Origin of the sequence: Heyndrickxia ginsengihumi, from assembly GCF_011008565.1 — a bacterium.
GTDB lineage: Bacteria > Bacillota > Bacilli > Bacillales > Bacillaceae_C > Weizmannia > Weizmannia ginsengihumi.
Window position 1 is genome coordinate 24,756 of sequence record NZ_JAAIWK010000018.1, and the last position, 15,585, is coordinate 40,340.

Consider the following 15,585-nt stretch of genomic DNA (forward strand, 5'->3'; position numbering starts at 1 on the left):
AAAAAAGACCCTGACGGGTCTTTTTATTATAATTTTTCTACATTTGCAGCTTGAGGACCACGAGCACCGTCTTCAATATTGAAAGATACTTGTTGACCTTCTTCTAAAGTTTTGAATCCGTCGCCTTGAATCGCTGAGAAGTGAACAAATACATCGCTTCCGCCTTCACGTTCAATAAATCCGTAACCTTTTTCTGAATTAAACCATTTTACTTTACCTTGTTCCATTTGTATTGCCTCCTAAAGTATTCACTAATAAAATACTATCCTTGCTCAATTGATTCAGGCGATAAGTTTCAAAACTGTCTCTTTCCTTAATAACCGAACAAAAATAATTCTCCTATATTGTATCTTACTTTAATAAAATTGTCAAATCACTATGACAAATGATCTAGTTCCGAAAAGCTTCTTTATTCTTCGTAAATCATTTTAATGGTCATTCCACCATCGATCACAATATTTTGTCCTGTGATAAAATCATTTTCTCGTTCTGTTAAATAAAAACATCCTTTTGCAATATCAAGCGGTTTTCCAACACGCCCTGATGGGTGCTGGTCATGATCTTGCTCTGTCAACTGATTATAATTTTTTGTTTCGATCCATCCTGGACTAATGGAATTGACGCGAATATGATAAGGACTAAAAGATATCGCCATCGCGTGTGTTAAGGCGACAATGCCCCCTTTTGTTGCTGCGTAAGCCTCAGTATTAGCTTCAGACATAAATGCCCGTGTTGAAGCCATATTCACAATTGCTCCACCATCCACATTTTTTTTCATATACTTAGCTGCTTCACGTGAACAAAGAAAAACACTTCGTAAATTTGTATGTATTATATTTTCCCACTCTTCTACTGTTAGCAATAAAGGATCTTTCCATTTTGATATTCCCGCATTATTAATTAATATATTAATTTTTCCAAAAAGCTCATTTGTTTTTGCAAATAAACGGACAATATCATCAGGGTTTCGCACATCTGTTTGAATAAAGACAGCTTCACCGCCTTTTTCTTTTATATAGTTAGCAACAAACTCTCCCGTTTCCTGATTTGTTTCGGCCACAATCACTTTTGCATGTTTCCTTGCATATTCTTCTGCAACTTTCCTTCCAATACCACTTCCAGCGCCAGTTATAACAGCTACTTCATCTTCAAAATTCATTGACTCACACCCTTTTCTAACTATAAATATCTATTATTATAATCTATTTTAAATCTCGTTCAAAAAAAGTAATTGAATGAATTGAACCATGAAGTAAAATTCAAAACAGCCATTCAAAAAGGGGGAATTAGCAGTTTTATGACCTTCTTTTGCATCCTTCTCTTCAGAGCTTTGTAAATGTTCATTATTATCAATAACCGTTTCTTTGAGAAGGTTTAAATGTTCCTTTACTTTTGGATACTCGAAAAGAGCTTTTTCCTTTTCAATTCCGTCAATAAGTTATGGCAATAAGCGATTTCATCTTTCAAAACATCGGTTATATTTTTTGACAAGCAACTTGTTTTTCATAGATGACTCATCTATCTGATAAATAACTTTTCACAGTTTCTTAGAACAGTCCATCAGTATTTCTCTCGGTTTTCATTTGGTTGCAGCAAGCTTTTGTATAGGTAGCATCTACAATAATAGCTTTACTCTTTATAATTTTTTCAATGACAATTTCAACGGTTTTATTGATTAACAGATTTAAAAGATTTACATCTTTTAAACTCGTTTGAAATTGATATGATCATTATACAGCAAAGAAGGCATAATCCCTTAATAATGAGGAATGATACTAGCCTAGGTAAAAAACGTGGTTGATTGGAGTGGAAGTCGGCGAAGACACCTGCGGTAGTAAGGGGCAGGGGAAACCCCGCAGGCGCAAAAGCACTGAGGAAGCTCCCCTCCCCAGCCCGCCCGCGGAAAGCGAAACCGCCTGGAGCAGAAATCAATAGCTCAATTTACTATCACAATCTAAATTAAAGGGACTTTTTCAATGCCCTCCAAAAAAACGTCCTTTTTTTAAAGAGACGCTCTTCCCTGCATCATTATTCTTCCCTATGACCATATCCCCCGTGTACATATCCATGATGGTAGTGATACGGATGTGGATGGTGATATGGATATGGGTGTGGATGATGGTACGGATAAGGATGTGGGTGTGGATGATAACTATGATGATAACCGCCGTATGATTGGTAATTTATAGGCATGTTTCCATTGTAAATTGGTCTTGAGTCTGACATCATTTCACTCCTTTTTCTATTCTCATATACCCTATGCTAAATATATAGAAAAAGTTGTATATGTACCTACAATACTAAAAAACAATGAAAACATCTATAAATGCTGGCACCCGCTTAAAGCTAATTAACCATATGTGATTTTAATATAAAAAGCGTATTTCAATTTAAATGGCTATGTTTTCTCCCGTACATGAAATAAACTACTCCCCCAATGGCAATCCAAATGATAAAAGCTTTCCAAGTTAATGATGGTAAACTGGACATTAAATATATACAACATGCTGCGCTTATTATCGGGAGCAATGGTACTAACGGTACTTTAAATGCCCGTTTAAGATTTGGATGGGTTTTTCTCATTATAATGACTGCAATCGAGATAAGAGAAAAAGCTGCCAACGTTCCAATATTCACTAGGTGTGCTAATGTAGTTAAATCAACAAACCCTGCAATTGTTGCAGCAACCAAACCAGTAATCCATGTATTTACATACGGTGTCTTATACTTTTTATGGACAGTAGAAAATATCTTCGGCAGCAATCCATCACGACTAATGGCAAAGGAAATCCGAACTTGGCCGTACATCATAACAAGTAATACCGTTGTAATACCAGCTAATGCCCCAAAAGAAATTAGTCCAGCGATTTTATAATGCCCAATAAATTTAAGTGCGAATGAAACAGGATCATTTACATTCAATAAATTATATGGAACAATTCCGGTAAGAATTAGGGAAACTAGTATGTATAAAATGGTACAGACGGCAAGCGAAGAAATAATTCCAATTGGAACATTTTTTTGGGGATTTTTCACTTCTTCTGATGCAGTTGCCACAGCATCAAAACCTAAAAAAGCAAAAAATACTGTTGCTGCACCTGTTAAAACACCGCTAAATCCAAATGGCATAAACGGATGCCAATTACTCGGTTTAATATAAAACACACCGACAAGGATAAATCCTAAGACAACAATAAGTTTCACAGCTACCATAATGTTATTTATTTTCGCACTACTTTCTACACCACGTGATAATAGTGTTGTAATAAGTAAGATTATGAGAATAGCAGGCAAATCAACCACCCCCCCATGGCCACTGCCGGGAGCTGACGACAATATCTTTGGAATATGTAAACCAAAACCATTAAGTAATGATTGGAAATATGCAGACCAGCCTGTTGCTACAGATGAAACAGCTAATAAATATTCAAGCATTAAGTCCCAGCCGATTAAAAAGGCAAAAAATTCCCCCATTGTTGCATATGTATATGTATAAACACTTCCTGAAATTGGCACACTTGATGAAAATTCCGCGTAACAGAGCGCTGCTAGTGCACAAGCAATTCCAGCTAATATAAACGAAATAATGAGTGCTGGACCTGCAGACTGTGCAGCGACAATTCCTGTCAATACAAATATTCCTGTCCCAATAATGGCTCCAATTCCTAATAATGTTAGATCTAATGCTCCTAAAGTTCTTTTTAAAACATGTCCTTTACTCTGCTCTAACATCATATGGATAGATTTCTTTCTAAACAAATTATTCATTCTTTTCACCCTATGTTACTATTTTTTATAGTCTGAAAACTACACTTTATGTAGTATATTGTCGATTGATATAATTGTCAATTGTCATTTCAAACTTTCAACAATTCTTCAAATCCATTAACTCATTTACAAGCCTCTTCAGAAAGCGCGTAATGAGTGGTGTCACCATAGGAATGCATCGAAACTATTTCAATTTAATTTCGCTAAAAACAGCTACTAAAACTTGTTCAGAGAATCTATCCAATAAAAAAAGCACCCTGTAAATGTTAGCTTATTGCCTAACATTTACAGGGCAATTCAACTTTATGTTTGTTTGTATCCTTTAGGTGATCATAGAAATTGATCACTCTCAAATTCATTATCTCTTATTTAGCTCAGAGTCATTAATCGTATGATTAGCCGTTTTTGAATGATTTAAATGACTGTGTTTCCTAGCGTATAAGAAATATACAATAATACCGATTACAAGCCAAATAACAAATGCTTTCCATGTAATTGCCGGTAAATTGAGCATTAAGTAAACACAGCAGAGTGCACTTATAATCGGCAAAATTGGCACAAGCGGAACTTTAAATGATCTTTTTAAGTTTGGATGGGTTTTTCTCATAATAATTACTGCAATTGAAATAAGTGTAAAGGCAGCAAGTGTACCAATATTCACTAAATGAGCCAATGTTGTAAGGTCAACGAAGCCAGCAATTACAGCAGCAATAATTCCGGTAATCCAAGTATTTACAAAAGGAGTTTTAAATTTCGGATGTACTGTTGAAAAACTCTTAGGTAACAGACCGTCACGACTCATAGAAAATGTAATACGAACTTGTCCATATGCCATTACAAGTAAAACTGTTGTTATTCCAGCAAGTGCTCCAAATGAAATTAATCCAGCCATTTTATCATGATTAATAAATTTAAGTGCAAACGATACAGGATCGCTAACATTTAATTTTGTATATGGCACAATGCCAGTTAAAATTCCCGAAACGACAATGTATAAAATTGTACAGATTCCCAATGATGCAATGATCCCAATCGGTACATTTTTTTGTGGCTTTTTTACCTCTTCTGAAGCAGTCGCTACCGCATCAAATCCTAAATAGGCAAAAAATACTGTAGCTGCTCCTGTCACTACTCCATGAAAGCCAAAAGGCATAAAAGGATGCCAATTATCAGGTTTTACATAACCGATACCCGTCACAATAAATCCTAAAATAACAATTAATTTAATAATAACCATTATATTATTAAATCGCGCACTACCTTGAACACCTCTTGATAGTAGCATTGTTATAAATAAAATAATTAATACAGCAGGTAAATCAATAATACCACCATGTCCACTTCCTGGTGAAGATGATAGAATTTTCGGTATATTTACACCAAATCCACTTAATAAAGATTGAAAATATGCTGACCACCCTGTTGCAACAGACGAAACTGCCAATAAGTATTCAAGCATTAAATCCCATCCGATTAAAAAGGCAAAAAACTCTCCAATTGTTGCATATGTATACGTATATACACTTCCCGCAATAGGTACACTTGATGAAAACTCCGCATAGCATAATGCTGCTAAAGCACAGGCAATCCCTGATAATATAAATGAAATCACAAGAGCTGGACCAGCAGATTGTGCAGCAACAATGCCAGTTAATACAAAGATCCCAGTACCGATAATTGCCCCAATACCTAAAAAGGTCAAATCCAGTGCCCCTAGCGATCTTTTCAAAGCATGTGCTTTACTCTGATCTAGCATTGTTTCGATTGATTTTTTTCTAAATAAATTCCCCATACATTCTCACCTTAGATGTTTTATTTTTTAATATAGTCTGAAAACTACAATTACTAGTATATTGTCGAATTTTGTAATTGTCAATTATTTTTTATTTTTATCAGTATAATTTTTCAATATAAATTATTCATTCTATTTTGAATAATATTTCATTAACAATAATAGTTTTATGTGTATATAGAGAATTTCTTTACGCTACTTAAAAATATTTGCGATTATAGTTTTAACTTTTTTCAATGATGTTATTCTTTATTATCCTGATATTATATTAATATCATTCCTTCATGCACTAGTGTCTATAACAATGATCATCATCGATGTAGCAGAGATCTCCAATATAGTTTATAAAACGACTTTATTAAACGATTGGATGAAGAAAATCGAATATTGGCATATTAATATACAACAGTGTTTCGTTGTCATATAGATGAATATTACACCCAACAAACTATAGTTTTATTAAATAGAAAAAAGAGTTCAGAAAGATCTCATTCTGAACCCTTTTTTTAAAAATTCTATGTTACTCGAATTTTTTATCTGCTATGTTATTTATATTGTTTCACTCATCACTGCAATTGAACTTTGAAATTGATTTTCACTTCAATGCTTGCTTTCTGCAGGAGTCTCCTCCCTTGTACCCGAATCAAACTAGTATAATAATAGGTATTTTATTGAGCTACACCTTTGGACTACGCTCTATTGGAGAAATTGAAATGCTGTATGACTGCCAGTCTGCGTTGAAATAACTTCAAGACGCGCATTTATACGCTCTTTTAACTCTGGAACGTGTGAAATAATACCTACTAATCGTCCGCTCGATTGAATTTCTATTAAACTCTCTATTGCCTGATCTAAAGATTCTGGATCAAGTGTTCCAAACCCTTCATCAATAAACATCGTTTCGAGGGAAACTCCGCCTGCATATTGCTGAACAACATCGGCTAAACCTAAAGCTAATGAAAGTGCTGCTTTAAAGCTTTCTCCTCCTGATAATGTTTTAACATGTCTTTCCTGACCCGTATATTCGTCAAAAATCAGTAATTCTAAACCGCTTTGTACATTTCCCTTAGATCGCTCTTTCTTCCTTCGTAATTTGTACCGTCCGCTTGTCATTTTATACAAACGGTAATTTGCAACTTGTAATATATCATCAAGAAAAGCTGCAAGCACGAAACGTTCAAACGTAATTCGATACGTATTTTGACCTTTTGCGATATCCGCTAAATGACCAATGAATTTATATTGCTGCTCAGATTTCTTCATTTGTTCATTAATTGTTTCTACTTTTTGTTTAATATCTGAATGCTTCTGAATTTGTATTTTTATGCTTGTTTGTTCGTTTAACAGGTCAGTAAGTGACTGTTCTAATTCCATAAATTGTTTTTTAAGCATTTGCACGTCTGGCATTTCCACATCTTTTAATTTATTTACCATATATTGCAATCGATCACAAACAGAGCGATATTCTTCTCTATATACTTGAACACTCTTCTCTAATAGTGAAATTGTTTGTTGATCACGCTTAGAATCATGATAATGCTGGAAACTGTTAAACCCCTGTTCTTCTAGCAAGTGAATAAATTGTTGTCGTTCAACTTTTAATTGCTCTTCAATCTTCTTAACAAGGTCTTGTAACTGTCCATAGGCAGCTATGCATGCTGAAACATGTTCTTTTTGTCGCTGTACTTGAGTTCTAGCAAACTCAAATTGTTGTTCTAATTCTTGTTTTTTTACGTTTAAATCATGAATTTGTTTCTCAAATTGTGCTTTCGTTCGAATTGCTTCAGGCAGCGACTGGAGAGCATACTCATATGCTGATTTTTTATCAAAATATTGATGCTCCATCGTTCGTTCTTGCTGGATCGATTTCTCAAGTGCTTCAGATAAACAATTCTGCTTATCTTCTAAATTCTTTAGTTCACTGTTTATCTTTTCTAGTGCTTCAACTTTTTGCTGTTGTGATTGCAAGCGGGAGACAATCGTTATTTTTTCCTTCTGCAACTGTTTCTGGAATAAATCAATATCCTTTAACTCAACTTCTGGATTTTTCTTTTTAATCGTCATCATGAGGTCGTCGACGCGTTCAGTCATGATCTTTATCTCTGCTTGCAGTTGCGAACAGCTCGCCTCTATTTCAGCCCGACGATTTTCAAGCATCGTTAGTTTCTCTTTCGCAGATTTTAAATCAAGCTCTGACGGAATTTCACCATGTTTTTCTGCTGCCCTTGGATGATGTGTTGAGCCACAAACAGGGCAAGGAACCCCTTCAGTCAATTGCTCTGCCAATATACTTGCTTGTGCCAATCGCCATTTATCCTGAAGATAGTCATAAGTCGAATTTGCATCCTTTAGCTGTAACTTAATATCATGTAACTGTCTGTCTTTTTCTAAAAATAATTGATTGGCATTGTTAATTCGTTTCCATTCATTGATCACTTTTTCTATTCTTTGAACAGTATCTGTCACGATTTCTAATTCACGTTCGGTTTCAACGATTTGTATTTTCGTATTATTTGCCTCAAGTTGTTGTTCCCTTAAACTCGTAAGCTTTTTCGTTGCGTCGCGGAGATTCTGCTCTAATGTTGCCGTTTGTTTTTTATATTGATTGTATTGATGTTTATAGTGTTCTACATCCATTTCACGCTTGGCAAGTGTTTCAACTTGTTCACGCATATTATTCAATGTTGTAAGCTGCTCTTGAATTGATAATCGTAAAGGCTCTTTATCCACTTGCTGTTTATATTGATGCTCTGCTTCTTGCAAAGTTTGTTCTGCTTTTAACAATCGCATTTCCGCCGCTTTTAACTCGTTCGCACGATCGTCCTTTTCTTTTTTTAGACGATGGCATATTTTCTCCTGATGTTCAAGCTTTTGGGCCTTATATGCAAATTCAATTTCGACTTGTTTCAATTGAATTTCTTGTTTTTTTACTTCTAATGCTTCCTTTTCATGCATTAATTGATTTTTCTCTTCCAATTGTTTAATTAACGCTTCTGCATCGTCATACTTCTTTTTTGCGTGATCACGGTCATATTTTTTTTGATTGTATTGTAACTGTAATTGTTCTAATAATTGTATATGCCGCTTAATTTCTTGGTCTAATAGCGGTAATATCAACACATCATTCGGATGCTCTTCTTGTAATAAGATCTTCAGCTCTTCATTTTCTCTAAATGAAATTTCTCTTAACACTTTACTCCGTTCTTCTAATTTGCTTTCAACCGTTTTCTTTAAAAGCGTCGCTTCATCTTTTAACTTTTCTTCAATTCTTTTGTATAGTTCGGTATGGAAAAGGCGCTGAAGAATGACTTCTTTTTCTTTACTATCTGAAACGAGTAATTTACGGAATTCTCCCTGTGGGATCATTAAAATTTGTCTAAACTGATTCACATCTAATTGAAGCAGCTCTTTTATTTTTTCATCTGTTTCACGAACATTTGCAGCAATAATTTGTTTATCACCATGCTCATTTAGTTGATATAATTCCGCTCTTGCCCCTATTGTTTTGTATCCTTCCCCCCGGGTTTTCTTCTTTTCTTGCTGCGGTGCCCGCCAAATATAATATTGCTGATTACGCAATGAAAAGGTTAAAGATACTTCTGTTTCTGTTTCATCATTTGCAAACTGACTTCTTAGCTCATTTCCTATTCGATCCTCACCACTTGCACGCCCATATATTGCAAAACATATACCATCAAAAATGGTTGTTTTCCCAGCTCCAGTTTTTCCAGAAATCACAAACATCGTTTGATTTCCCAATTTTGTGAAGTCTATCACTTCTTTTTGTGCGTATGGACCAAACGCTTGCATAGTTAATACTAAAGGTCTCATTTTATTAAACTCTCCCTTTTCACTTCATCAATCATTGAAGCCAACCATTTTTCCTTCTCTTCTGTAAACTGGGCAGTTGTCACTTCGCGATAAAATTCTTTAAATAGCAAAAGTTCATTCTTTTCCTGGCTTTTCATCGATTGAAACAAACGCTTTTCCTTCAAATCTTTTTGTTCGATCTTTCTTTCCAAATGTAGGACATTCGGGTATATTTGCCGAAGCTTCCCCATTGGGTCAATAATGGCATCCTCATCAAGTAAGGTAATTTTTAAGTAATCCTCGACATTCTGTTTTGTATAAAAGGAAGCATCTAAGAGCTCATCCATATATCCTTCAAGCTCGCGCATATCCCGTTTTGGCACTAATGATTTTGTTTCAATTTGAACATTGCCTTTGTCATCCATCTCTACGATTAATACTTGTTTTTTTTGCTTTGCTTCTGAAAAAGAATATTTTAATAGTGAACCAGAATAACGGATTCTATCATGATGAATCGCATCTGGACTATGCAAATGACCTAAAGCTGTATAACTAAATGGCTCAAAATATTCTTGAGAAACACAGCCAGAGCCGCCAACTGACAACATTCTTTCAGATTCAGTTGTTTTCCCTCCTAACACAAAAGCATGTCCAATAAACACATTAGGCTCACTAGTATTTAAGCCTTCTTCAATGCGCCCAATTACTGATTTCATCGCCTCATCATGGCTATGAATGGATGGATCATCAAGAAGCTCTCTTACAATACCAGGCTCTGCGTAAGGAATTAAATAAAAGTTAGCACCATTTAAACGGATGGGTTGAAAATCATTTGTTAATTTTCCTTGCATATAAAACTGACTATTTTTATACCAAGACGAACCAAAGGATAGACGCTCTGCACTATCATGGTTCCCTGAAATCGCTAAAATTGGTGTTTGTAATTCAACGTTAATGCTATATAAAACTTCATCTAATAGTTCAACCGCATCTGTAGGCGGTACAGAACGATCATATAAATCTCCGGCAATAATGACGGCGTCAGGTTTTTCTTCTTCAACTAATTGAACAAATTGATTAAGAATAACTCTTTGTTCTTCTGTCATATAAATACCGTGCACGAGTTTTCCTAAATGCCAGTCCGCTGTGTGAATAAACTTCAAAACGATACCTCCGAGAAAAAATAATTTACTTATATTATAGCAAATGCTGTGAATAATTTAATTTCATCCGTCTTATACATTTTTATAAGATTTTTTCCAAATGGGTAGAATCTTTATATGTTTATAGTATAAAATGCTTGTGGGGGGTGATTACAATTTATCGTTTCGGATATCATGTCGTTCATATATTCTTATTATTAGTGGGAGGCAAGCTAAAAGTAGAAAACAAACATAAAATTCCCGCTGCCCCTTTCGTTGTTGTCTGTACCCATCGCACATGGTTAGATATCATTTTTTTAGCGTTAGCGATTTGGCCTCATCAAGTGTATTATATGGCGAAGCAAGAATTATTCACAACAAAATTTCTAGGCTGGTTAATCACAAAACTGCATGCGTTCCCAGTAAATCGTGAGAATCCAGGACCTAGTTCATTAAAGACACCACTGAAATTATTGAAGGCAGGAAAAATCGTTGGCATTTTCCCATCTGGAACAAGATTTGGCGAGCACACATCATTAAAGAGAGGTGCTGTAACGATTGCATTAAAAGCAAATGTTCCAATCGTACCTGCTATTTATGAAGGTCCAAAATCTTTCAAAGAACTATTGAAACGAAAACGAAAGCTCATTCGTTTCGGTGATCCGATTATTTTGGAAGATGGACAACGAGCAACGAAAGAAATGATAGAAGAAAAAATGATACAATTGCAGCAAACATTTGATCATTTAAAACAAATGAAGTAATCGATATTTTTACATAGTGAGGCGGTATATTCAAAAAATGGAATATACCGCCTCACTTTTATGCTAGATTTACTAGATCAGCACCTAAACTTTTGAAAAGAGAATGAGTCAAAAGAAAAAGACACTCTATGAAAAGTGTCTTTTTTCTTTTTTATATTGAAATTTACATTTTTACTTCTGGATTTAATTTAGACAGTAACTTCTTGTACTCAATATACATAGCAACACGCCACGGAAGAATCATCGCAAATGCTAATATGAAAAACATTCCGCTTAACTGACCAACATGAATAGACGAACTTAAAATAAGTTTCATAACTAATCGAATGATTAACAGTCCAATTAAAATAAATGGAAACGCTTTTGAACGTTTTAAATAAATTTGATGATCACGTATTTCAAATTTAGATGTTTTTATGAGAAAAATTGAAAATACCAAACCAATTAAAATTGATTCTAATATTTCTTCAGATGTCACACGAAAAAAAGGAAAAATAAACATCAATGCGCCAGTACTCATAAAAAACGGCGGCAAAATAAGTTTTTTTGCGGAAACGACAGGTCTCTTTTGGCCTTTTAATCGAATGAAAATAACTAAAGATCCCATTAATATTGCAATAATAAATGAAATAATGATTTCTTCCATTTAATTTACCTTCTTTTTTAGATGATCATGTAATGCAAGTTCCTACTAATATAAAAACATAGTTGCATTCACTTGTCTAGTTTCTTGTGAGATTTATTTATCTTCGCCTTTCTAACTATTGCATTATGCGATTAATTGCATCAAGGACACTTGCTTCGTCAAATGGTTTCACAATAAAATCCTTTGCTCCTGCCTCAATCGCTTCAACAACTAGCTTTTGCTGACCTAAAGCAGAACAAATAATAATTTTTGCATCAGGAAACTCATCAAGAATTCGCGTTACAGCCTCCATTCCTGTCATTTCCGGCATGGTAATATCCATAGTCACTACATCAGGTTTCAATTCACGATAAAGCTCAATCGCCCTATATCCATTTTCTGCCTCACCCACTACTGAATGGTTTCCACTTTCCAACATTTTCGTTAATGTTAATCGCATAAATTTAGCGTCGTCAACTATTAATACTCTTGCCAAAGAAAAGACCTCCCCTAACTTAATGAAACAAATATGTTAAAAACCTTGAAATCCATCAAACAGCATACTTAAATAACTAGTAACAATTGTCATCCAATTAAAAAAGAGAAAAAACCCCATTACAACCATTAAATATCCACCAATTTTAACAACAAGATTACTATAAAGGCGTATCCATTTCAGCTTTCCGATAAAAAAGGAAAGCGCTAAAAAAGGAATCGAAAACCCTAATATATAGGTAAACATATATAGGGAGGCAGAACTAGGATTGGTCATTCCTAAATAAATTAAAGAAGCCAATATAGGGCCTGTACATGGTGTCCATCCGGCTGCATATGCAATTCCGATCAGCATTGAGCCGATATATCCAACTGGCCGATTCTTAGGATGAATGCGATAATCTCTCATTAAAATGGAAGGTTTAAAAACCCCTGCAATCATTAACCCGAACACTATTAATAAAACGGCGCCGCATTGCCTAATAACATCCTGGTAATCTTTAAACCATTGACCAATGAAGGAAGTACCAAAGCCTAGTGCAATAAAGATAATTGAAAACCCAACTAAAAAGAAAAAAGCGTGAAGCATGCTTCTTTTATGTAGCCTTCCATTTTCCGTATTCAATTCATTTACACTTACGCCTGTTATATATGAAATAAACGCAGGATATAATGACAAGCAACATGGTGAAATAAAACTCATGACTCCTGCTCCAAAAGAAATTGCTATATTTATATCAGCCATTTCTACACTCCTCAATGACCCTACCATTATTTTATCAGATTAAATAAATATTTTTTAGTTTCTTTTTAGTAAAATTTTTTTACACACTTTTACGTTTTTCATCAGTTTGTTTCACCATATTGCAAATCTCATCATCGTCTTTATCATTCATTTACAAGTTAAGACAAAAATAACAATAATACATATTTGAAAAAATGATGTTTTCCTTACAGTTAGCTCCTATGTGATGTTTCGTTGCTAACGTATAAGCAATCTATTCTAATAGGTGCAGAAGATTATAGCCACAAATAGATCAATACAGAGAGGAATTTAGATATATTCAACCATGATTAAATTTTATTTGTTGGATATTTTAATCCGTTTGCACGCATAAAAAAAGATATTTTCATGCCTATTATTCGTATTTTTCATCTTTCCCCGCTTCAATTAAAAGAAAGATCGCTGAAATAATATGCATAACCATACCAACAATAGGAATCCACCCTACACAAGATGTTATAATCCCTAAAATATGCCCCGTTCTTTTTTTATTCTCATTAATCGTAATAACAAGCGCAACGATGTGCAGTGCCAGCATAAAGACTAACGGAGTCCAAAACAGTCCAAGTACAATTGTCCCCCCGATTAGCGGAAAACCCAATAATGCCTCCAAACCACCTGCGACCCATTTTAATACCCTACTTGTCATCAGAATCCTCTCCCTTATTGTCTTTATTTATATTTATTAAGCCTTCACATTATTATTCAAGCAATGAAAGTCCTGCTCTAATTTCCTATATTATGCTTCATTCACACATTAAAACACTATTTTACAGCCTAATTCTCATTAATAATAATCCTTTTTACAGAGACTAAGCGAAAGCGTAAAATGGTGAGCAGTCTTTTATTGCTTACAATAAATATGCTAGCTGGGAGGATCTCACAAAATAAAAGGGTCCTTGAACCCCTCCACGATATATAAGGAATGGCGAATATTTAAATACTCGCAGTTAAAAAACTAGTACAAATCATAAACGAAGTCCTTTATCAAAAAAGGACTTCGTTTCCATAGGCTGATGATGAGCTGCACGCTTCTGGGGTTTCACCTTTCCCGCTTTTTCCACAGGAGTCTCGCATCCTTCCGTTCTAATCAATGAAAGTATTAAGCATGAAAAATAATATAAGATGACATACAATATATTTAAGAATGTTCATGAGCCAATTATTTTTCGATACAAAGGGCAAAATGAGGCAATTAAACATTATTAAATCATTTCTCTACCGACATAAAAAGACCGCCTTCTGCTTAGTTTTCAACAGAATGAACGGTCTTTGATTAAAATATTTTTTAAAAAAGTCATAAATTAATTTTATATGAAGAAAAGTTCATCAAATTTATTTTCAAGAAACCTCTTGAGACTTATGTGCACATAAGGAATGATTACTTCATTTGTTTATTCATTGCATTCATCATTTGATTGATTTTCTTCTGGGATGGTTTCATCCCCATTTGAGTCATCATCATTTTTAACATTTGTTCATTAATCGGTGGATTTTTCTTTAAGTAGTTCATCATATATTTACGAGCGATAAAAAATCCAATTACAATACCTACTAGTATGCCGACAATAGCTACTAGAATTAAAGCCCAAGTCATAATATACCTCCTTCACTCACATAGTTACAGTGTACTAAATCCTTCATTATTATACAATAGTTTCAAGTCGTTTTATACGTATTTTCTTTCTTTTATCGGACGAATCCAGCCAAATTTATGATTGTCAAAATCAATTGCAAATAAGTAGCCGTTAAAGGCTCTTATTCCTTCAAAAAAGATTGACTCAGCATCTAAACTGCCGTATACGTCTAATCGCACATATTGTTTTTCTATTGTAACTTCTATAAAATCCCTATCATTTTTAATTGAGAGCTGATAACTGCCAGTTTGGTTTACGTAATCCCATTGATTTGAAAACGTATTCTTTATAATTTGATATAAGGTTAACATTGGAATTGGGTTTGTAATATAATGAATTTGCCTACTAATAATCTTTCGCATTTTTCCGGACACATGTACATATTGATGGAACAAATCATGAAACATTCTCTCTCTACCGTGATAGTACTTTGCAACATCTTCATCAATTAAATAAATATAATATGTCCTCGTCCTCACGTAAGATCCACTCCTACTTTTATCATTACTATTAATATACTTGATAGGAGATAAAATGTATGTCATAAATTGATCTAAAATTCGGTATTTTTTGTCGAAACTGTTTATTTTTCAAGTATTCATTGTCAAGTAGGTCATATCTATTTGTTTATGTGAAATAGAATAGAGACTTATATAAAAAGCTCTTTTCTAAAAGGAGTGCTTTTCAATAGATTTACTTATTTAATGATTTTCACTTCAGCGGGCTTGCTTTCCGCAAGTGTATCACCTCCTTCACTCCAATCAAAAA

14 protein-coding genes and 1 pseudogene are annotated in these 15,585 nt (G+C 34.2%); 1 reads left to right on the top strand and 14 read right to left on the bottom strand.

Annotation, left to right across the window (positions count from 1 at the left end; translation table 11 throughout):
* Positions 1–26 precede the first annotated feature (26 nt).
* From G4D61_RS11520 to G4D61_RS11550, 8 genes and pseudogenes are all read right to left on the bottom strand, one after another.
* Positions 27–227 carry a cold-shock protein gene (locus G4D61_RS11520; protein ID WP_025729201.1) on the bottom strand — a complete coding sequence of 67 codons (201 nt, stop codon included), beginning with the start codon at positions 225–227 and terminating at the stop codon, positions 27–29.
* A gap of 182 nt (positions 228–409) precedes the next feature.
* Positions 410–1,159 (bottom strand): glucose 1-dehydrogenase, encoded by a 750-nt coding sequence (locus G4D61_RS11525; protein WP_163174010.1) that lies wholly within the window; start codon positions 1,157–1,159, stop codon positions 410–412.
* A gap of 117 nt (positions 1,160–1,276) precedes the next feature.
* Positions 1,277–1,706: pseudogene (locus G4D61_RS18195) on the bottom strand (IS5/IS1182 family transposase); the annotation flags it as partial.
* Between the two features lie 322 nt (positions 1,707–2,028).
* Positions 2,029–2,226, bottom strand: a complete 198-nt coding sequence (locus G4D61_RS11530) for a hypothetical protein (protein WP_163174012.1) — start codon at positions 2,224–2,226, stop codon at positions 2,029–2,031.
* A 159-nt stretch (positions 2,227–2,385) separates the two neighbouring features.
* Positions 2,386–3,768 carry a branched-chain amino acid transporter BcaP gene (gene bcaP / locus G4D61_RS11535; RefSeq protein WP_163174014.1) on the bottom strand — a complete coding sequence of 461 codons (1,383 nt, stop codon included), beginning with the start codon at positions 3,766–3,768 and terminating at the stop codon, positions 2,386–2,388.
* A 358-nt stretch (positions 3,769–4,126) separates the two neighbouring features.
* The gene (bcaP, locus tag G4D61_RS11540) at positions 4,127–5,560 is read right to left on the bottom strand and encodes a branched-chain amino acid transporter BcaP (RefSeq protein ID WP_025729207.1); all 1,434 of its coding nucleotides are present in this window, start codon (positions 5,558–5,560) and stop codon (positions 4,127–4,129) included.
* A 696-nt stretch (positions 5,561–6,256) separates the two neighbouring features.
* Positions 6,257–9,391 carry an AAA family ATPase gene (locus tag G4D61_RS11545; RefSeq protein WP_163174016.1) on the bottom strand — a complete coding sequence of 1,045 codons (3,135 nt, stop codon included), beginning with the start codon at positions 9,389–9,391 and terminating at the stop codon, positions 6,257–6,259.
* Positions 9,388–10,533, bottom strand: a complete 1,146-nt coding sequence (locus tag G4D61_RS11550) for an exonuclease SbcCD subunit D (protein ID WP_025729211.1) — start codon at positions 10,531–10,533, stop codon at positions 9,388–9,390. Before G4D61_RS11550 ends, G4D61_RS11545 begins: the two co-directional genes overlap by 4 nt.
* A 155-nt stretch (positions 10,534–10,688) precedes the next feature.
* On the opposite strand from G4D61_RS11550, the gene G4D61_RS11555 reads away from it, so the two are divergent.
* A complete protein-coding gene (locus G4D61_RS11555) occupies positions 10,689–11,276 on the top strand; it encodes a lysophospholipid acyltransferase family protein (RefSeq protein WP_035348718.1) in 588 nt (195 codons plus the stop codon).
* 163 nt (positions 11,277–11,439) lie between these two features.
* Here G4D61_RS11555 and G4D61_RS11560 read toward each other — a convergent pair whose 3' ends face one another.
* The 6 genes from G4D61_RS11560 to sirA all read right to left on the bottom strand — a co-directional run bounded on the left by G4D61_RS11560 (position 11,440) and on the right by sirA (position 15,296).
* Positions 11,440–11,922, bottom strand: coding sequence for a CcdC family protein (locus G4D61_RS11560; protein ID WP_025729216.1), 483 nt, complete (start codon positions 11,920–11,922; stop codon positions 11,440–11,442).
* A 115-nt stretch (positions 11,923–12,037) separates the two neighbouring features.
* Positions 12,038–12,397: a response regulator gene (locus G4D61_RS11565; RefSeq protein ID WP_025729217.1), complete on the bottom strand. Its 360-nt coding sequence runs from the start codon at positions 12,395–12,397 to the stop codon at positions 12,038–12,040.
* 36 nt (positions 12,398–12,433) lie between these two features.
* Complete coding sequence (locus tag G4D61_RS11570; protein ID WP_025729218.1) at positions 12,434–13,141, bottom strand: cytochrome c biogenesis CcdA family protein; 708 nt, start codon at positions 13,139–13,141, stop codon at positions 12,434–12,436.
* Between the two features lie 394 nt (positions 13,142–13,535).
* The gene (locus tag G4D61_RS11575; protein ID WP_025729219.1) at positions 13,536–13,829 is read right to left on the bottom strand and encodes a hypothetical protein; all 294 of its coding nucleotides are present in this window, start codon (positions 13,827–13,829) and stop codon (positions 13,536–13,538) included.
* Between the two features lie 732 nt (positions 13,830–14,561).
* Positions 14,562–14,777: a YneF family protein gene (locus G4D61_RS11580; RefSeq protein ID WP_025729221.1), complete on the bottom strand. Its 216-nt coding sequence runs from the start codon at positions 14,775–14,777 to the stop codon at positions 14,562–14,564.
* A 72-nt stretch (positions 14,778–14,849) separates the two neighbouring features.
* Entirely contained in the window at positions 14,850–15,296 is a 447-nt protein-coding gene (sirA, locus tag G4D61_RS11585) for a sporulation inhibitor of replication protein SirA (RefSeq protein WP_025729223.1), read from the bottom strand.
* Between the last annotated feature and the right edge of the window lie 289 nt (positions 15,297–15,585).

Bases quoted from the DNA above. Each gene is read 5' to 3' on its own strand.
- G4D61_RS11570 (WP_025729218.1), bottom strand. From the start codon at position 13,141: ATGGCTGATATAAATATAGCAATTTCTTTTGGAGCAGGAGTCATGAGT.
- bcaP (WP_163174014.1), bottom strand. From the start codon at position 3,768: ATGAATAATTTGTTTAGAAAGAAATCTATCCATATGATGTTAGAGCAG.
- G4D61_RS11575 (WP_025729219.1), bottom strand. From the start codon at position 13,829: ATGACAAGTAGGGTATTAAAATGGGTCGCAGGTGGTTTGGAGGCATTA.
- G4D61_RS11530 (WP_163174012.1), bottom strand. From the start codon at position 2,226: ATGTCAGACTCAAGACCAATTTACAATGGAAACATGCCTATAAATTAC.
- G4D61_RS11580 (WP_025729221.1), bottom strand. From the start codon at position 14,777: ATGACTTGGGCTTTAATTCTAGTAGCTATTGTCGGCATACTAGTAGGT.
- bcaP (WP_025729207.1), bottom strand. From the start codon at position 5,560: ATGGGGAATTTATTTAGAAAAAAATCAATCGAAACAATGCTAGATCAG.
- G4D61_RS11525 (WP_163174010.1), bottom strand. From the start codon at position 1,159: ATGAATTTTGAAGATGAAGTAGCTGTTATAACTGGCGCTGGAAGTGGT.
- G4D61_RS11520 (WP_025729201.1), bottom strand. From the start codon at position 227: ATGGAACAAGGTAAAGTAAAATGGTTTAATTCAGAAAAAGGTTACGGA.
- G4D61_RS11545 (WP_163174016.1), bottom strand. From the start codon at position 9,391: ATGAGACCTTTAGTATTAACTATGCAAGCGTTTGGTCCATACGCACAA.
- G4D61_RS11560 (WP_025729216.1), bottom strand. From the start codon at position 11,922: ATGGAAGAAATCATTATTTCATTTATTATTGCAATATTAATGGGATCT.